The sequence below is a fragment of the Veillonella sp. 27098_8_77 genome, assembly GCF_041431535.1.
In the GTDB taxonomy this organism is placed as follows: Bacteria; Bacillota; Negativicutes; order Veillonellales; family Veillonellaceae; genus Veillonella.
On sequence record NZ_JAPVXW010000022.1, the window covers coordinates 1 to 19,711 of the forward strand.

Sequence of the window (19,711 nt, forward strand, 5' to 3'; positions counted from 1 at the left end):
CTTCCTGAAGGTGTAGAAATGTGTATGCCTGGCGATAACGTAACAATGGAAATCGAATTGATTACTCCAATCGCTATCGAAGAAGGTCTTCGTTTCGCAATCCGCGAAGGTGGCCATACAGTAGGCGCTGGCGTTGTAACTGAAATCGAAGGTTAATTAGTAGCCTTTGTAATAAATAGGACTCCGTAAGGGGTCCTATTTTTGTGTAAAGTTCTAGACAAGGAACGCCATTATTTGTTATACTATCCCTGTCAGGCGAAGAGTGCCTGGCTTTTTTGAGTTGCTCAAAATCTTGACATTGCTAGACACATATGATACTATTCATTAGTATGTAGTCGAGCGTTTTCGAGTACAAGAGACAGATTATTAAATATGAAGCGAGGTGTATCCGGATGCGTAATGCCATTACTTTAGCTTGCACAGATTGCAAACAACGTAATTACCAAACGAACAAGAATAAGAAAAATAATCCTGATCGTATTGAAATGATGAAATATTGCAAATTCTGCGGTAAACATACATTACACCGTGAAACAAAATAATTCTTATCATTCATTACCTGTTGATTTGAGGATGTGAACAAATGGCAAAGTCTAACTCAGCAGTACAACAACGTGGTGGATTTGGTAAATTCTTCCGCGGCGTAAAGGCTGAACTGAAAAAAGTAGTCTGGCCAACAAGAAAAGAGCTCATCAATTACACAATTGTAGTATTTTTGGTAACTATATTTATCGCTTTACTCATTTATGTATTTGATGCGATTTTTGCTCAACTTATTAATATGTTGTTGCGGATTGTTGGATAGGGGGCCATTACATGGAAGCAGATAAGAAGTGGTATGTAATTCATACCTATTCAGGCTACGAAAATAAAGTTAAAACCACTTTAGAACTTAAGGTTCAATCTATGGGTTTACAAGATGTGATTAGTAGAATTCTAGTACCTCTTGAAGATGAAATAGATGAAAAAGATGGGGTTAAAAAAGTAGTAAAACGTAAAATATTTCCTGGGTACGTATTGGTTGAAATGGAAGTTAACGACCGTTCTTGGTATGTTGTGCGCAACACACCAGGTGTAACAGGTTTCGTTGGCTCCGCCACTAAACCAGTTCCACTTTCTGATTCCGAAGTAGAACATATACTTAAGTCTCAGGGCTTGGATAAGAAACCAACAATCAACGTCGATGTAGAGGTTGGTGAAACGGTACGCATTACATCCGGTGCCTTTGAAGATAGACTAGGTGTTATTACCGAAATTAACCCTGAAAAAGGAACATTGAAACTCAATGTGGAAATGTTCAATCGAGATACAGAGGTAGAGGTAGAGTTTTCTCAAGTTGAAAAAGCTCTTTAATATATAAATATAACTCTAAAAGAGCAATCGATTTTGGTTGCAGTGGGAGGATGTTTATCCGTTACCACCACAGTAGAATCATAGGAGGTTTAATTACCCATGGCTAAGAAATTAGTTAAACAAGTAAAACTACAAATTGAAGCCGCTAAAGCTACTCCAGCACCACCAGTTGGTCCTGCATTAGGTCAAGCAGGCGTTAACATCGTTGCTTTCACAAAAGAATTCAACGAACGTACTGCTAAACAAGCTGGCTTGATTATTCCAGTAGTTATTAACGTATATGAAGATCGTAGCTTCGACTTCATCACTAAGACTCCACCAGCTGCAGTATTGTTGAAAAAAGCTGCAGGTATCCCAAAAGGATCTGGTGTACCTAACCGTGATAAAGTAGCAAAAGTAGGTCGCGATAAAGTTCGTGAAATTGCTGAATTGAAAATGCCTGACTTGAATGCTAATACCGTAGAACAAGGTATGCGCATGGTAGAAGGTACTGCTCGCAGCATGGGCATTGAAATCGTTGACTAATAAGCGTACGACTTGCGCATAAGCGCAAATCGGTGGGAGGGAATTCCCGTTTGACCACATAAGGAGGATATTATAATGGCAAAAGTAGGTAAGAAATACGCTGAAGCAGTAAAACTTATTGAAGCTGGTAAGTTCTACGAACCAGTTGAAGCAATTGAGTTAGTTAAGAAAACTGCAACTGCAAATTTCGATGAAACAGTTGAAATCGCTTTCAACTTGAATGTCGACCCTAAATACGCTGATCAACAAGTTCGTGGTGCAGTAGTATTGCCTCATGGTACTGGCAAAACTAAACGCGTTCTTGTGTTCGCTAAAGGCGACAACATTAAAGCAGCTGAAGAAGCTGGCGCAGATTTCGTAGGTTCTGAAGAGTTAGTAGCTAAAATCCAAGGTGGTTGGAGCGACTTCGACGTAGTAGTTGCTACACCAGACATGATGGGTCAAGTTGGCCGTCTTGGTAAAATCTTGGGCCCTAAAGGCTTGATGCCAAACCCTAAAGTTGGTACAGTAACTCCAGACGTTGCTCGTGCAGTAAACGAAATCAAAGCTGGTAAAATCGAATATCGTACTGATAAAGCAGGTATCGTTTCTTGCTCCATCGGTAAAGCTTCTTTCGATGCTGAAAAATTACTTGACAATTACCGTACAATCGTTGATACTATTATCAAGGCTAAACCTGTAGCAGCTAAAGGTCAATACATTAAATCTGTAACCTTATCCGCTACAATGGGCCCTGGTGTGCCTTTGAACGTGTTCAAATTGAGCAACGTAACCAAAGAGCAATAATCATATATGTCTCTTAGCTGTAGACGGCTGGTATGTATAATGGATGTAAATCCGCCCGCTGAGGCTGACACTAGAACAACCTAGGACTAGTTACGACCTCATCGCGTGCGATGAGGTCGTTTTTACGCTAAGATAGTACATAGAGCACCACAAAATCTATAAGGAGGTAATCTAATGGCTGTCACTGAATCAAAAAAAGCAATTGTTGCTCAAATGAAAGAAACTCTTTCTGAAGCAAAAGGTGCTGTATTGATTGGTTACTCTGGTTTGACTGTTGCACAAGCAACTGATCTTCGTCGCAAAATGTTAGCTGAAGGTGTTGAATACAAAGTAATCAAAAATACTTTGACTCGCATTGCTGCAAACGAATTGAATCTTGAAGGTTTCGCTGAGCATTTAGAAGGTCCAACTGCATTGGCTACTTCTAAAGAAGATGCTGTTGCACCTGCTCGCGTAATCGAACAATTCATCAAAGCTACAGAACAAGAAGTTGTTACTGTTAAAGCTGGTATCGTTGAAGGCGAAGTTATGGACGCAGCTGGCGTTAAAGCAATCGCAAGTCTTCCAAATCGCGAAGGCATGCTTTCTATGTTGCTTTCCGTTTTGCAAGCTCCTGTTCGCAACGTTGCATACGCTGTCAAAGCTGTTGCAGAAGCTCAACCAGCAGAAGCTGCAGAATAATATCTGCAAATTATCCATTGGTCGCTTAGGACTGATACAATAAACTATTTTATGGAGGAAAACTAAAATGGCATTGAACATTGAAAACATCGTTGCTGAATTAAAAGAAGCAACTATTCTTGAACTTAATGATCTTGTAAAAGCAATTGAAGAAGAATTTGGCGTAACTGCAGCAGCTCCTGTAGCTGTAGCAGCTGCTGGTGGTGCTGAAGGCGGCGCTGCTAAAGATTCCTTCGACGTAATCTTGAAAGATGCTGGCGCATCCAAAATCAACGTAATCAAAGTTGTTCGTGAAGCAACTGGTCTTGGCTTGAAAGAAGCTAAAGCTATCGTTGACGGCGCTCCTGCACCTGTAAAAGAAGGCTTGGCTACTGACGCAGCTGAAGCTTTGAAAGCTCAATTAGAAGAAGCTGGCGCATCTGTAGAATTGAAATAATTCTAGCCATATTAAAAGGCGTACCTTTGGGTACGCCTTTTTTGTTCTATAATCCTAATTCTATAACACAAAAAAGAGTGCCTTTGGGGACACTCTTTTTTAAAAGGAAATATTCTTTTGTACTTGATATATTTTAGCGCCATCGGTTTTTCCAATTGATTTTGTAATGATGAAGGCATTAGAACTTTCAAAATCGTTCACATTTCGATTTGGAACGATAATAATAGCATTTGGTTCTTTGGGTAGCTGATCTAAAAATTCATCCTTAGTGATAGTAGGCATAATATTTCTGGCATTTGCCCACCGTTCATCGTCGGTTTTATTTAAATATACTTGTGTTGGTATATGGTCTGTATAATAAACAACAGAAGTATAATATCCACCGTATACAAAAACAGGTTGATTTGTATCTTTTATATATGATGTAAACTGAATTCCCGATTGACTTGTTAATATGGGCTTCACAGAAATGGTAGTGGCCGTGTATAGAGCTAGAATTGGAACTAAAAATAGCACTGTTAGTTGTGAAGCTGCTCGGACATAATGTCTAGCTATTTTAAAGACAAGAGCACCTAAACCCAAAATAATTAGATAATCAAATATATAATCACTGGCGCTGACTGCTATACCAACACCTAGTATACAGACATATATGCTAAAAGAAGTTACGACTAGATATCTAAAGTGTTTTGCTCGTGCAACATTTGATAACAAATTAATAACTGCTTCCGCGCCCCATATGATACAAGGAATGATTGCAGGCAATGTATAAGTTAAATATTTGGTTGCTACAATGGAATAGAATAGGATTATGGTGATGAACCATATAGTGCCAAGTAGATTAAATGAGTCTTTCCAATCCAATTTCCGTAGCTGGTATAAAACAATAGGTGTCCATGGCAATAACGCGAGTGGCATGACTACTAGATAGTAGTACCATACGTCGAATTTAGGGTGTTCCGATACGAGGGCACGCCCCACATTTTGTAGACCAAGGAAGCCATTCACGAAATCTTGCCCATGAATAGAATACATTGTTACATACCAAGGACTGGCAATTGCAAAAAATAATACAATACCTATAGGATTAAAAGCAATCTTTAAGTTTCTTAGTAAATTTGCGTCCATATCTTTGGTCTTAATAAATTTTTGAAGAATCATAAACACTAATAATATAAGACCTGGTAATAGGAGTCCGATGGGCCCCTTTGTTAATACTGCAAATGCAGCGGCTATATAAGCTTTCACCATAGATGTCTTATCATTATTTGTGAAAGCCAGATAGGAATAACCGAATATGGCTAGGTTGAAGAAAAATAGGAAGCCATCGGTGACTATGGCATGAGATATATACCAGAATTGTAAGGTGCTCATTAAGAAGATGGCACTGGCTATAGCAATTGATACATATTGTTTTATTCGATACACTAGATGATACATAAGAGACACGCTAGCTCCGGCGATTAGTGTATTCGGAATACGTGAAACAAAATCCGATATACCGAATAATTTATAACATATCATGAGAGCCCAATACGTTAGCGGCGGTTTATCATACCATACGTGGTCATAAATCATGGGCGATATCCACGAATTATGATGTAACATGGTAATGGCGCTTAGTACATAGTTCGATTCTACCGGATCCGTTATAGGTAAGAAGGCATTATAAAAACCATAGCTGATGACCGTTATAAGGAATAATGTTAGGATGCGTATTCGATGATTGATGTGAATTCTAATCAACTCCTCTATATTAATACTATATTCTTACATTTTACTATATTTCGAATGGATGAGATATGTCTGGAGACAAATTATATAGAATATTGTTTTTCGGGAATACATCAAATAACTTTTATGTATACAAAATACATGATATAATAAATTCAAAAGAAAGACCATTTTATACAATGTAATTTGAATGCATTTAGCATTCAGAGGAAAGAAGGATGGCTATGAGAAAAGAACATGATTTCCTAGGGGAATTAGAAGTTGCTGATGAATTATATTATGGTGTACAAACGATTCGTGCACTAGAAAATTTCCATATTACAGGTAAACATTTAGACCAAGACTTTATTAAGGCACTGGCTATGGTTAAAAAAGCATCTGCTTTGGCTAATATGAAAACAGGTCGCCTCAATGTATCCATAGGCAAGGCCATCGTACAAGCTGCTGATGAAGTGATTGAAGGTCAGTTTGCCAATCAGTTCCCTGTTGACCCAATTCAAGGTGGTGCAGGTACTTCTGTAAATATGAACATGAATGAAGTATTAGCAAACCGTGCTTGCGAAATTTTGGGACATCCAAAAGGATCGTATGATATCGTAAGCCCTAACAATCATTGCAATATGGCGCAATCTACCAATGATGCATTCCCAACGGCTATTAAGGTTTGTGCGATTTTAAAATCTAAACCTTTACTTGAGGCATTACAACGCCTTGTTGATGAACTTGAGAAAAAAGCTGATGAATATAGTGGAATTTTGAAAATGGGTCGTACTCATTTACAAGATGCGGTGCCTATTACATTAGGCCAAGAAATGGGCGCTTATGCATCCGGTATTCGCCGTGGTATTAGACGTATCAAATCTGCTGTTGAAGGAGCTCATGTTATTAATATGGGTGCCACTGCTGTTGGTACAGGTCTTAATGCAGAACCAAATTACATTCATGATGTGGCATACGAACTTAGTGAAGTAGTAGGTGAGCCATTCTATACGGCAGATAACTTGATTGATGCTACGAACAACACGGATATCTTTGCTGATATCTCTAGTGGTTTGAAGGTTACAGCTCTCGTATTGATTAAAATGGCCAATGACTTCCGTTTGATGGCATCTGGACCTCGTTGTGGTATTGGAGAATTGAAGTTGCCTGCTCGTCAACCGGGTTCTTCTATTATGCCTGGTAAGGTAAATCCAGTTATCGCCGAAGTTTTGAACCAAGTATGTTACCAAGTTATCGGCAATGATCTTACTATTTCTTTGGCTGTAGAAAATGGTCAATTCGAATTGAACGTAATGGAACCAGTTTTGGCATACAACTTGTTCAATAACCTTTGCTACCTCAAGAATGGTGTTAATACATTTGTAGATAAATTACTTGTGGATCTTGAAGTAGACCGTGAACAATGTGAGTACTGGTTAAACCGTTCTGTTGGTATCGTTACAGCATTGTTGCCTCACCTTGGTTATGAAACTGCATCGTCTCTTGCAAAAGAGGCTTATACATCCGGTCGTGCTATTCGCGATATTATCCTAGAAAAAGGGTTATTGACCGAAGATGAAATCAATCATATTCTTTCCCCTAAAGAAATGACACGCCCTGGTATTGCCGGTGCTGATTTGTTGAAACACAAAGGAAATTAATTTCCATTAATGAACTTTGTCATATAATGTGAACAATACGTGAAAACGTGAAAGCTGTCAGCCTTTTGGTTGACAGCTTTTTTATATGATGATAGAATTATAAATTGCAAAAGTAGCATTTTCTACTTTTCCATGTAGAAGCTATAACTTACGTATTAAGGGTTTTCTTCCAAGGTTGTGCTTGGATAATGAACAGAGCAAGGTTATTTTTAAATAAAAAAGGGCCTTGCTTATTTGGCGTTATTAAAGCAGGAAAACTGAGACCTGTAAGATGTCTTTTCTATGCCGTTATAGAAATATGGTGGACCAGTGTATTTGAAGGAGGGAAAGCACATATGTTCAAACCTGAACAGGTAGGCAAACGGACTCGTTATACATATGCAAAAATTAACGAAGTTATTAAGATGCCGCATTTGTTGGACATTCAGCGTAAATCGTACGAATGGTTCTTGGAGAGCGGTTTACAAAATATTTTCAACGATATTTCTCCGATTAAAGACAATTCAGGTAATTTAGTACTTTCTTTTGAAGGTTTCAGCTTAGGTGAGCCTAAGTATGATATTAATGAGTGTAAAAATCGTGATGCTACATACGCAGCACCACTTCGTGTAAATATCCGCTTGGTTAATAATGATCCTGAAAATATGGACATTAAAGAACAAGAAGTATTCATGGGTGATTTCCCATTGATGACGGATACAGGTACTTTCATTATCAACGGTGCAGAACGTGTTATCGTATCTCAATTGGTACGTTCTCCTGGCGTTTACTATGGTAAAGAAATCGATACCATGGGTAACCGCTTGTATGAATCCACAGTTATCCCAAATCGCGGTGCTTGGATTGAATTAGAAACAGATGCTAGCGAAGTTGTAGCCGTTCGTATCGACCGTAACCGTAAATTACCAGCTACTGTGCTTGTTCGTGCATTAGGCTGGGATACTAATGAAAGTATTCTTGATCTTTTCTGGAACGGTCAAACAGATGAAGATGGTTTACCAGTATACGATGAACGCATCGTTCGTACATTAGAAAAAGATACAACTCAATCTGCTGATGAAGCATTGGTAGAAATCTATAAAAAATTACGTCCAGGTGAACCTCCTACAGTAGAATCTGCTCGTAATTTATTCGATAATTTATTCTTCGATGCTCGCCGTTATGATTTAGCGCGTGTAGGTCGTTATAAATTAAATAAAAAACTAGGCTGGCGTCAACGTATGTTGGGTCAAACATTGGCACAACCAATCGTTGATACTGAAACAGGTGAAATCATCCTTGATGCAGGCGTACAAGTTGGGGAAGAACAACTTGATATCGTTGCTAAGAGCGGTGTATTTAGCGGAGAAGGTTTTGCTGAATTCTATATCACTAATCCAGATGGTGTAGTATCCAAAATCATTTGCAATAACTGTAACTTAGAATTTAATCACCGTACAGTTACAAGAGAAGATATGATTGCTAATATCTCTTACCTCTTGAATTTGATGGATGGTGCTGGTCATACAGATGATATCGACCATTTGGGTAACCGTCGTCTTCGCTGTGTAGGTGAATTGTTACAAAATCAATTCCGTATTGGTTTGACTCGTATGGAACGTGTTGTACGTGAACGTATGACAATTCAAGAAATTGAATCCATTACACCACAAGCATTGATTAATATTCGCCCTGTTGTAGCCGCTATTAAAGAGTTCTTTGGTTCTTCTCAATTGTCTCAATTTATGGACCAAACGAACCCATTAGCAGAATTGACTCATAAACGTCGTCTATCTGCACTAGGCCCTGGTGGCTTGTCTCGTGAACGTGCGGGCTTCGAAGTTCGTGACGTGCATCATTCCCACTATGGCCGTATGTGTCCTATCGAAACACCAGAAGGTCCTAACATCGGTTTGATCAACTCTTTGTCCAACTATGCGAAGGTTAATGAGTTTGGTTTCATCGAAGCTCCATACCGTAAGGTTGAAAAAATCTACGGCGAAGGTGCTGATGCGGATAAGGTTGTAAAAGTACGCGTATCTGAAAGCGTTGTTTATATGACTGCCGATGAAGAAGAAGGTATGACAATCGCTCAAGCGAACTCTCCACTCGATGGAGAAGGTTGTTTTGCTAATGACCATGTAGCATGTCGTCGTGGTCATGACGTATTAGAAGTAACACCTGATAAGGTTGACTACATGGACGTTAGTCCAAAAGAAGTTGTATCCATCGGTACAGCTATGATTCCATTTCTTGAAAACGATGATGCGAACCGTGCCTTGATGGGTGCGAACATGCAACGTCAAGCGGTGCCATTGCTTCGCGCTCAAGCACCTCTAGTAGGTACAGGTATGGAATATACAGCAGCTACTGACTCTGGTGTTTGCGTATTGGCACGTGAAGCTGGTAAAGTCGTACGTTGTTGGGGTAATGAAATCCACGTTCTTCGCGATAGCGATGGTCGTGTTGATACATACCGTTTGAATAAATTCCTTCGTTCCAACCAATCCACATGCTTCAACCAAAAACCTATCGTTAACCGTGGTGATCATGTTGTAAAAGGTCAAGTATTGGCTGATGGTCCTGCTACTGATGGTGGTGAATTGGCTCTTGGCTTTAACGTTCTTGTAGCGTTCATGCCTTGGGAAGGTTATAACTACGAAGATGCTATCTTGCTTAGTGAAGAACTTTGCAAAGAAGATATCTATACATCCATCCATATTGAAGAATACGAATGTGATGCGCGTGACACTAAACTGGGTGCCGAAGAAATCACTCGTGAATTGCCTAATACTGGTGATGATACACTTAAAAACCTAGATGAAGATGGTATCATCTGCATCGGTGCAGAAGTGCATCCTGGCGATATCCTCGTTGGTAAAGCTACACCAAAAGGTGAAACTGAATTAACACCAGAAGAACGTTTGTTACGTGCTATCTTTGGTGATAAAGAACGCGAAGTTCGCGACACATCCTTGCGCGTACCTCATGGTGAATGTGGTAAGGTTGTAGACGTTAAAGTGTTTACTCGTGAAAACGGCGATGAGTTACAACCAGGTGTAAACAAACTTGTTCGCGTTTACATCGCTCAAAAACGTAAAATCCACGAAGGCGATAAAATGGCAGGCCGTCATGGTAACAAAGGTGTCGTTTCCCGCGTTATGAGAAAAGAAGATATGCCATTCCTTCCAGATGGTACTCCAGTACAAATCGTATTGAACCCATTGGGCGTACCTTCTCGTATGAACATTGGTCAGGTTCTTGAAACTCACTTAGGTTGGGCTGTTCAAGGCTTGGGCATGAAAATTAAGGCTACAGATCTTCATATTCAAAATGTATTAAAAGAAGCGCGTACTGATGAATCCTACTGGGAACAAATCGATGCAATTCGCAAATTATATGCTGAAATTGAAGAATTAGAAGCTAAAGCAAAAGAAGATGTAACAGTAGCTCATTTTGATATCGATGAAAAAATCATCGATTTGAAATCTCAAATCTTAGGTCACGTTGAAGAAGCAGCTCAAAAGAAATTGGCTGCACTTGGTGGCGAAGCTCGTTACAATGAATTGAAAGCATTAGAATCTAAATACAATGCACTTCATATGGAATATTTCGGCACTGAAGAAGAAGCGCCAGAAATGGATCCAGCTCTCGTTGAAGAATTAGAACGCATCAACAAGGTACGTGCTACATTGAATCATATTGAAGAAGCTCGTGCTAAACGCGTTGAGATTCGCAATGATTTAGAAAAATTAGGTTATGACTATGATACATATGGCATGCCAAAACCAGATGTAGCTGGTATTCATATCGCTACACCTGTATTTGATGGTGCCCATGAAAAAGATGTATTCGAAACATTGGCTATCGCTGGTCGTCCAGATGATGGTAAAACTGTATTGTACGATGGCCGTACTGGTGAACCTATGGATAACCGTGTAACGGTTGGTTACGTATACATGTTGAAACTTCACCATTTGGTTGATGATAAAATCCATGCGCGCTCCACAGGTCCGTACTCCCTTGTTACACAACAACCATTGGGTGGTAAAGCTCAATTCGGTGGCCAACGTTTCGGGGAAATGGAAGTTTGGGCCCTCGAAGCATATGGCGCAGCCTACACTCTTCAAGAGCTATTAACTGTTAAGTCTGATGACGTTGTTGGTCGTGTGAAAGCATACGAAAAAATCGTTAAAGGCGAAAATATTCCTGAACCAGGTGTGCCTGAGTCCTTCAAAGTATTGCTCAAAGAACTTCAAAGTATCGGTCTTGATGTAAAAATCTTGAACGAAGATCAAGAAGAAGTTGTTATGAAAGAACTTGATGACGAAGATGAAGTGGTAGAAACTGGTATTGAAGATGTTATGAACGGCGATGCTGTTGAAACAGATGAAGTAACAGTTGTAGACCCAGAAACAGAGGAAGAAGTATCTAATGGTGGCGATGATGATATTCTTAGCCAATTAGCATATCCAATTAGTGAATCCTCCACAGATGAAGACTGATACTGAATATTAGGAAGGGAGCGATAGTAGTGCTAGACGTAAATGAATTTGATTCCATGCGAATCGGTTTAGCCTCTCCAGAGCAAATTTTAGAATGGTCTCATGGGGAAGTTAAAAAACCAGAAACAATTAACTACCGTACGTTAAAGCCAGAACGTGATGGTCTATTTTGCGAACGCATTTTTGGACCAACAAAGGACTGGGAATGTCACTGCGGTAAATATAAACGAATCCGCCATAAAGGCGTTGTCTGCGATAAATGTGGCGTAGAAGTAACACGTGCTAAAGTACGTCGTGAACGTATGGGCCATATCCAATTGGCTACACCTGTATCCCATATTTGGTACTTCAAGGGTATCCCATCTCGCATGGGCCTTATCCTTGATGTATCTCCACGTTCCTTGGAACGGGTATTGTATTTTGCTTCCTATATCGTAGTTGATCCTGCAGGTAGCCCATTGGCAAAACGCCAATTGTTATCTGAACAAGAATACCGTGAATACGAAGCTCAATTCAATGAAGAAGGATATACTATCGGTGGTAAATCCGTAGTTATCGAAACTGTGGCACAACGTAATGAACGTTTGGCTATCGTTCGCGAAGCACAACGTAAAGAACGTTATAATGCTGCACTTCGTGAAGATGCTACAATTCCAGAAGCTGATAAAGAATATGAAGAATTAACTCGTGAAGAACGTTACGAATTAGGTGCTACAGAAGAAATCTTATTCGTATGTATCGACATGGGTGCAGAAGCGGTAAAAGCATTATTATCTGAACTTGATTTAGAACAATTAAATGCTGAATTGCGCGAAGAGTTGAACACTGCAAGTGGTCAACGTAAAATCCGTGCCGTTCGCCGCCTTGAAGTAGTAGAAGCATTCCGTCAATCTGGTAACCGTCCAGAATGGATGATTATGGATGTCGTTCCTGTCATCCCACCTGAATTGCGCCCTATGGTTCAATTAGATGGTGGTCGCTTTGCTACATCTGACCTTAATGATTTGTATCGTCGTGTTATCAACCGTAACAATCGTTTGAAACGTTTGTTGGACTTAGGTGCTCCTGATATCATCGTGCGCAATGAAAAACGCATGTTGCAAGAAGCGGTTGATGCATTGATCGATAATGGTCGTCGTGGCCGTCCTGTTACAGGTCCTGGCAACCGCCCATTAAAATCCTTATCCGATATGCTTAAAGGTAAACAAGGTCGTTTCCGTCAAAACTTGCTTGGTAAACGTGTTGACTACTCCGGTCGTTCCGTTATCGTAGTAGGTCCAGAACTTAAAATGCACCAATGCGGTTTGCCTAAAGAAATGGCATTGGAATTGTTCAAACCATTTGTTATGAAACGTTTGGTAGAACGTGGTCAAGCATCTAATATCAAGGCTGCTAAACGCCAAGTAGAACGCGTAGGCCCTGGTGTATGGGAATCCTTGGAAGAGGTTATCAAAGAACATCCAGTTCTCTTGAACCGTGCCCCTACATTGCATAGACTGGGTATCCAAGCCTTCGAACCAATCCTTTGGGAAGGCCGTGCTATCAAATTGCATCCATTAGTATGTACAGCCTTCAACGCCGACTTTGACGGTGACCAAATGGCTTGTCACTTACCATTGTCTGTAGAAGCCCAATCCGAAGCTCGTACATTGATGCTTTCTGTTCATAATATCTTGTCCACAAAAGATGGTAAGCCAGTTGCTATCCCATCTCAAGATATGATTTTGGGTACCTATTACCTAACAGTTGTACGCGAAGATACGCGTGATAATGCAAAAACATTTGCTACTTATGACGAAGTGATGCTTGCTTATGATTCTCATGTAATCGGTTTGCAAGATATCTTATATATTCGCTTGCCTGAACACGGTCGTGTAGAAACTACAGCTGGTCGTTTGATCTTTAACAACGCTTTGTTCCCAGAATTATGGCAATATGAACAAAAAGAAGACGGTACTTACACATTGGGTAAGGTTATGGATAAGAAGACAGTTGGTAAACTTGTAGATCAATGTTTCCAATTATTCGGCAATGAAAAAACTGCTGAACTCTTAGACCGAATTAAATCCCTTGGTTACTCCTTTGCACGTCGTGCAGGTATGACTGTAGCCATTGCGGATATTAAAGTACCAGAAGAAAAATTCGATTTACTTGATACGGCAGAACAAGAAGTAGAAAAAGTATCTCGTCTATATCGTCGTGGTCTCATTACAGAAGAAGAACGTTATCGTAAAACCATCCAATTGTGGACAAAAGCGACAGAAGATGTTACTGAAGCTATGATGGATAATATGGCGCGCGATAAAGATGGCTTCAACCCTGTATATATGATGGCTATCTCCGGTGCCCGTGGTAACAAACAACAAATTCGTCAGCTTGCTGGTATGCGTGGCTTAATGGCCGACCCATCTGGTCGTATCATCGACTTGCCAATCAAAGCAAACTTTAAAGAAGGTTTGACAGTATTGGACTACTTTACGTCCTCCCATGGTGCTCGTAAAGGTTTGGCTGATACCGCTCTTCGTACAGCTGACTCCGGTTATTTGACTCGTCGTCTCGTTGACGTATCTCAAGACGTTATCGTTCGTGAGGACGATTGTGACGTTGTAGGCATCGATCTTGTTCGCGAACGCGCTCGTTTGGCTACATCTCCACGTCAAGCTCTTGAAATGTTGAAAGACAAATTGATTGGCCGCGTTCTCGATAAAGATGTAGTAAATGCTGAAACAGGTGAATTGGCTGTTCCTGCAGAAACTATTCTTGATGAACAAAGCTTAGCTGATATCGCAGATGCTGGTGTAACAGCTATCTCCTTGCGTGGTGCACACTTAGGCTCTGACAGCGATATTAACCATACTAATTTGGTTCAAAAAATTCTTCTTGGTGAAAGCGATGACAGCATTCGTGCAACATTAAAAGAAACTATGGTTCAAAATATGTTGAACAAAGATACTGTTAATGCTATCGTTGACAGCAATGGGGTAGAAATCTATCCTGCTGATACACGTCTTACAGAAGAAGGTATCGAAGCAATTCTTAACTCTGATGTTAAAGAAGTACAAGTACGCAACAATGAAATCAATGGTATCGAAGTGGAAGCTATCGTTGAAGGTACTGGTATTATTGAACCTTTAAAAGATCGTATCGTAGGTCGTATTGCAGCTGAAGAATTGGTTAACAAGGAAACTGGTGAGGTCATCGTTCCATTGAATGGTGAAATTACAGAAGCTCTTGCTGATGAAGTTGTAAAACATTACGATATCGTTAAAATCCGCTCTGTATTGACATGTCGTAGCCCTTATGGCGTTTGCCGTAAGTGTTATGGTCGTGACCTCGGTACGGGCGGTCAAGTTCAAGTGGGCGAAGCTGTAGGTATCATTGCTGCACAATCTATCGGTGAACCTGGTACACAGTTGACAATGCGTACATTCCATACAGGCGGTGTCGCAGGTGATGATATCACTCAAGGTTTGCCTCGTGTCGAAGAATTGTTTGAAGCACGTAAACCAAAACGTAATGCAATCATCGCAGAGAATGAAGGCGTAGTACGCGTTGTACCAAATGAAGGTAAAAAGGGAACAAATACGATTTTCATTACTGGTGAAGACGGTATTGAACTCGATTACCTCATCCCTTATGGCTCTCGTATTATCGTTAAAGACGGCGATGTTGTATCCTTAGGTGCTCGTTTAACAGAAGGTTCTATTAACCCTCATGACATCATGCGTGTAATGGGTACACAAGCTACACAACGTTACCTTGTATACGAAGTCCAAAAAGTATATAAATCTCAAGGTGTAGAAATTAACGATAAACATATCGAAGTAATTGTTCGTCAAATGCTTCATAAGGTTAAAATTGAAACCGCTGGTGACGCAGATATGCTTCCTGGCGATATGATTGACGTTAATACCTTTGACGAAGAAAATCGTCGCTTAACATTGAACGGTCGCGAAAATGCAACAGGTAAACGTACATTGTTGGGTATTACTAAAGCTGCATTGGCTACGGATTCCTTCTTGTCTGCTGCATCCTTCCAAGAAACAACTCGTGTTCTTACAGATGCTGCTATTAAGGGCAAAATCGATCCATTGTTGGGGCTTAAGGAAAACGTTATCATTGGTAAGTTGATTCCTGCTGGTACAGGCATGAGCCGTTACCGTAAAATTGAGGTTGTTAAAAAAGCACCTGAAATTTTAGAATTAACTGATAATGGTGAAATCATAGAAGAGAACGTAGAAGACTAAACCTTCAATTCATCTCTATGAATAGATAATAAAAAGAGATATTCCTATATTTGTTAGGAATATCTCTTTTTTATTATATCAATTTAGCATAATAAAACTGCAAGGAAAGAATTCTAAATGTATAAAATGTATAAAAATAAGCAGAATTTCAGGTATTCGCATAAAAAAACAGAAATACTACATGTAATTCATAAAAATGATACACACGGATAAGTGTACATATTAAATACAGTGAAATAGCGGTTTTGAGTGTTAAAAAACCTTTGACATGCGTTTGAGTAATTGATATACTTACATAGTGCTTAGAGGGCAAGTGCGCCCTGAGCATAGTTTCGTAAGGAGAAGATGTAACCATGGACATAGCCCATTTGGCATCGGCGAACAAGACAATAGGTGCTAAGCAAACGATCAAATCAATTGCAAAAGGCTCTGTTAAGTTTGTGTTTCTCGGCTGCGATAGCGATAGCTACGTAGTAGATCCTGTACGGAGGGCTTGCGTGGAACATAATATACCGTTCGACGATAAGCATACGATGGATGACCTTGGTCGTGCGTGCCGCATTAAGGTGCGGGCCACAGCGGTAGGTATCCTACGTTAATCTCGGTAATATCCGATGTAACAATTTGTTATGACGGATCAATTATAAATCTCAAATTTGGAAAGGAGGTGCCCAAATGCCAACAATTAATCAGCTAGTACGCAAAGGTCGCATGAGCTTGACTAAAAAATCTACAGCTCCAGCACTTCAAGAATCTCCACAAAAACGTGGTGTATGTACTCGTGTGTACACAGCTACTCCAAAGAAACCAAACTCCGCGCTTCGTAAAGTTGCCCGTGTACGTTTGACAAACGCTATTGAAGTAACTGCTTACATCCCAGGCATTGGTCACAATTTACAAGAACACAGTGTTGTACTTATCAGAGGCGGTCGTGTAAAAGACCTTCCAGGTGTGCGTTATCACATCGTTCGTGGTGCATTGGATACAGCTGGCGTACAAAACCGTATGCAAAGTCGTTCCAAATACGGCGCGAAAAAAGCTAAAAAATAATTTTAGCCATTAAACGAAACTAACACACATCATTATAAAGGAGGAATTGAACATGCCAAGAAAAGGCCCTGTTCCGAAACGTGATGTACTTCCAGATCCGGTGTACAACAGCAAATTAGTAACACGTTTCATTAACAAAGTTATGTACGATGGCAAAAAAGGCATTGCTGAAACTATCGTATATGATGCATTTGAAATTATTCGTTCCAAAATGGGTCAAGACCCAATGGAAGTTTTTGATCAAGCATTGAAAAATGTTATGCCTGTACTTGAAGTACGTGCTCGCCGTATCGGTGGTGCGAACTACCAAGTGCCAGTTGAAGTTCGTGCTGATCGCCGTCAAACACTCGGTATTCGCTGGGTTGTAAACTATGCTCGTCTTCGTGGTGAACGCACTATGAAAGAACGCTTAGCAGGCGAATTGATGGACGCTTTCAACAATGCAGGCGCTGCAATCAAGAAAAAAGAAGATACTCATAAAATGGCAGAAGCTAATAAAGCATTTGCTCATTATCGTTGGTAATAAGAGGTGACAACTGTGGCAAGAGAGTTTTCCCTAGCAAAAACTCGTAATATCGGTATCATGGCTCACATCGATGCTGGTAAAACAACAACTACAGAACGTATCCTCTACTATACAGGTATTGTTCACAAAATCGGCGAAGTACATGAAGGTGCTGCTACGATGGACTGGATGGCGCAAGAACAAGAACGTGGTATCACAATCACTTCTGCGGCGACAACATGTCACTGGAAAGATCATCGTATCAATATCATCGATACTCCTGGTCACGTTGACTTTACTGTAGAAGTAGAACGTTCTTTACGTGTACTTGATGGCTCCGTAGCGGTGTTCAGTGCTAAAGGCGGCGTTGAACCTCAATCCGAAACAGTATGGCGTCAAGCATCTAACTACGGCGTACCTCGTATCGCTTATGTAAATAAGATGGATACAGTAGGTGCTGACTTCTTCAACGTAGTTGATATGATGAAATCCCGTTTGGGTGCAAATTCCGTAGCTATCCAAGTGCCAATCGGCGCTGAAGATACTTTCGAAGGCATCATCGATTTGATGACTATGAAAGCGGAAATTTACAAATCCGATGACGGTAAAGAATATGAAATCACTGATATCCCAGCAGAATATCAAGAAGTAGCTGAAGCACGTCGCGAAATGATGATCGATGCTATCGCTGAAACTGATGACGATATCATGATGAAATATTTGGAAGGTGAAGAAATCTCCATTGAAGAATTGAAAACAGCATTGCGTAAAGCAGTTATTGCTAACCAATTGTTCCCAGTTCTTTGTGGTTCTTCCTACAAAAACAAAGGTGTACAAATGTTGTTGGACGCTGTTGTAGATTACATGCCAGCTCCTATCGACATCCCAGCTATTAAAGGTGTCGTTCCTGGCACTGAAGAAGAAACAACTCGTCCTTCTTCCGATGATGAACCATTCTCCGCATTGGCTTTCAAAATCATGGCTGACCCTTATGTTGGTAAATTAGCGTTCTTCCGTGTGTACTCCGGTACATTGGAATCCGGTTCCTACGTTTTCAACTCCACAAAAGGTAAGAAAGAACGTATCGGCCGTATTCTTCAAATGCACGCTAACACTCGTAAAGAAATCGACATGGTTTACGCTGGCGACATCGCTGCAGCTGTAGGCTTGAAAGATACTACTACTGGTGATACTCTTTGTGATGAAAAGAATCCTGTAATTCTTGAATCCATGGAATTCCCTGAACCAGTTATCTCCGTTGCTGTTGAACCTAAAACAAAAGCTGACCAAGAAAAAATGGGTACAGCTCTTGCTCGTTTGGCAGAAGAAGATCCTACTTTCAAAGTTCGTACTGATGAAGAAACAGGTCAAACTATTATCTCCGGTATGGGCGAACTTCACTTGGATATCATCGTTGACCGTATGAACCGTGAATTCAAAGTAGAATGTAACGTAGGTAAACCTCAAGTAGCTTATCGTGAAACTATCCGTAAAGCTGTTAAAGCTGAAGGTAAATTCGTTCGTCAATCTGGTGGTCGTGGTCAATATGGTCACTGCTGGTTGGAATTAATTCCTCAAGAACCAGGTGCTGGCTTCGAATTTGAAAATAAGGTCGTAGGTGGTGCAATTCCTCGTGAATACATCGGACCTGTTGAAAATGGTGTTAAAGAAGCTATGGAATCCGGTGTTATCGCTGGTTATCCAATGGTTGACATCAAAGTTATCGTATTTGACGGCTCCTACCATGACGTTGACTCCAACGAAATGGCCTTCAAAATCGCTGGTTCCATGGGCTTTAAAGAAGGTGCTCGCAAAGCAGACCCTGCATTGCTTGAACCATACATGTCCGTAGAAGTAGACGTTCCTGAAGAATACATGGGCGACGTTATCGGTGACTTGAACTCCCGTCGTGGTCGTATGGACGGCATGGAAGCTCGTAATGGTAACCAACATATCAAAGCATATGTTCCATTGAGTGAAATGTTCGGTTACGCAACAGACCTTCGTTCCAAAACTCAAGGTCGCGGTAACTACTCCATGACATTCGATCATTACGAAGAAGTTCCTAAGAAAATTGCTGAAGAAATTCAAGCAAAGAAAAACGGTTAATCTTACATTAGATTAATAGAATTACTATTTTCCTCGGAGGATAATTTAAAATGGCTAAAGAAAAATTTGAACGTACGAAACCGCATGTTAATATCGGTACAATCGGTCACGTTGACCATGGTAAAACTACTTTGACTGCTGCAATTACAAAAGTATTGGCT

Annotated in this window: 16 protein-coding genes and 1 pseudogene; 16 read left to right on the forward strand and 1 reads right to left on the reverse strand. The window is 40.3% G+C overall.

Features of this window, described 5'->3' with window-relative positions; genetic code table 11:
• The 8 genes and pseudogenes from tuf to rplL form a co-directional block, all read left to right on the forward strand.
• Positions 1–156: pseudogene (tuf, locus tag O3617_RS09315) on the forward strand (elongation factor Tu); the annotation flags it as partial.
• Positions 157–392: 236 nt separating this feature from the next.
• Positions 393–542 carry a 50S ribosomal protein L33 gene (gene rpmG / locus O3617_RS09320; protein ID WP_004693530.1) on the forward strand — a complete coding sequence of 50 codons (150 nt, stop codon included), beginning with the start codon at positions 393–395 and terminating at the stop codon, positions 540–542.
• Between the two features lie 41 nt (positions 543–583).
• Positions 584–805: a preprotein translocase subunit SecE gene (secE, locus tag O3617_RS09325; protein ID WP_005377007.1), complete on the forward strand. Its 222-nt coding sequence runs from the start codon at positions 584–586 to the stop codon at positions 803–805.
• A gap of 11 nt (positions 806–816) precedes the next feature.
• Positions 817–1,353, forward strand: coding sequence for a transcription termination/antitermination protein NusG (nusG, locus tag O3617_RS09330; RefSeq protein WP_005377143.1), 537 nt, complete (start codon positions 817–819; stop codon positions 1,351–1,353).
• Between the two features lie 99 nt (positions 1,354–1,452).
• Entirely contained in the window at positions 1,453–1,878 is a 426-nt protein-coding gene (rplK, locus tag O3617_RS09335) for a 50S ribosomal protein L11 (protein ID WP_004693535.1), read from the forward strand.
• Positions 1,879–1,953: 75 nt separating this feature from the next.
• Positions 1,954–2,664, forward strand: coding sequence for a 50S ribosomal protein L1 (gene rplA / locus O3617_RS09340; protein ID WP_371449710.1), 711 nt, complete (start codon positions 1,954–1,956; stop codon positions 2,662–2,664).
• Positions 2,665–2,838: 174 nt separating this feature from the next.
• The gene (gene rplJ / locus O3617_RS09345) at positions 2,839–3,345 is read left to right on the forward strand and encodes a 50S ribosomal protein L10 (RefSeq protein WP_371449711.1); all 507 of its coding nucleotides are present in this window, start codon (positions 2,839–2,841) and stop codon (positions 3,343–3,345) included.
• 67 nt (positions 3,346–3,412) lie between these two features.
• Entirely contained in the window at positions 3,413–3,781 is a 369-nt protein-coding gene (gene rplL, locus O3617_RS09350; RefSeq protein ID WP_371449712.1) for a 50S ribosomal protein L7/L12, read from the forward strand.
• 99 nt (positions 3,782–3,880) lie between these two features.
• On the opposite strand, the gene O3617_RS09355 is transcribed toward rplL, so the two are convergent.
• Entirely contained in the window at positions 3,881–5,500 is a 1,620-nt protein-coding gene (locus O3617_RS09355; RefSeq protein WP_371449717.1) for an ArnT family glycosyltransferase, read from the reverse strand.
• 239 nt (positions 5,501–5,739) lie between these two features.
• On the opposite strand from O3617_RS09355, the gene O3617_RS09360 reads away from it, so the two are divergent.
• From O3617_RS09360 to O3617_RS09395, 8 genes are all read left to right on the forward strand, one after another.
• Positions 5,740–7,155, forward strand: coding sequence for an aspartate ammonia-lyase (locus O3617_RS09360; protein ID WP_371449713.1), 1,416 nt, complete (start codon positions 5,740–5,742; stop codon positions 7,153–7,155).
• 335 nt (positions 7,156–7,490) lie between these two features.
• Entirely contained in the window at positions 7,491–11,639 is a 4,149-nt protein-coding gene (gene rpoB / locus O3617_RS09365) for a DNA-directed RNA polymerase subunit beta (RefSeq protein ID WP_371449714.1), read from the forward strand.
• 56 nt (positions 11,640–11,695) lie between these two features.
• Positions 11,696–15,886 carry a DNA-directed RNA polymerase subunit beta' gene (gene rpoC / locus O3617_RS09370; RefSeq protein WP_371449718.1) on the forward strand — a complete coding sequence of 1,397 codons (4,191 nt, stop codon included), beginning with the start codon at positions 11,696–11,698 and terminating at the stop codon, positions 15,884–15,886.
• 353 nt (positions 15,887–16,239) lie between these two features.
• A complete protein-coding gene (locus tag O3617_RS09375) occupies positions 16,240–16,485 on the forward strand; it encodes a ribosomal L7Ae/L30e/S12e/Gadd45 family protein (RefSeq protein WP_371449715.1) in 246 nt (81 codons plus the stop codon).
• 76 nt (positions 16,486–16,561) lie between these two features.
• Positions 16,562–16,936 carry a 30S ribosomal protein S12 gene (gene rpsL, locus O3617_RS09380; RefSeq protein ID WP_004693554.1) on the forward strand — a complete coding sequence of 125 codons (375 nt, stop codon included), beginning with the start codon at positions 16,562–16,564 and terminating at the stop codon, positions 16,934–16,936.
• 52 nt (positions 16,937–16,988) lie between these two features.
• Positions 16,989–17,459: a 30S ribosomal protein S7 gene (gene rpsG / locus O3617_RS09385; RefSeq protein WP_004693556.1), complete on the forward strand. Its 471-nt coding sequence runs from the start codon at positions 16,989–16,991 to the stop codon at positions 17,457–17,459.
• 15 nt (positions 17,460–17,474) lie between these two features.
• Positions 17,475–19,550 carry an elongation factor G gene (gene fusA, locus O3617_RS09390; protein ID WP_371449716.1) on the forward strand — a complete coding sequence of 692 codons (2,076 nt, stop codon included), beginning with the start codon at positions 17,475–17,477 and terminating at the stop codon, positions 19,548–19,550.
• Positions 19,551–19,600: 50 nt separating this feature from the next.
• Positions 19,601–19,711, forward strand: a 111-nt coding sequence (locus O3617_RS09395) for a GTP-binding protein (protein WP_371449719.1), incomplete at its 3' end; no start/stop codon positions are given.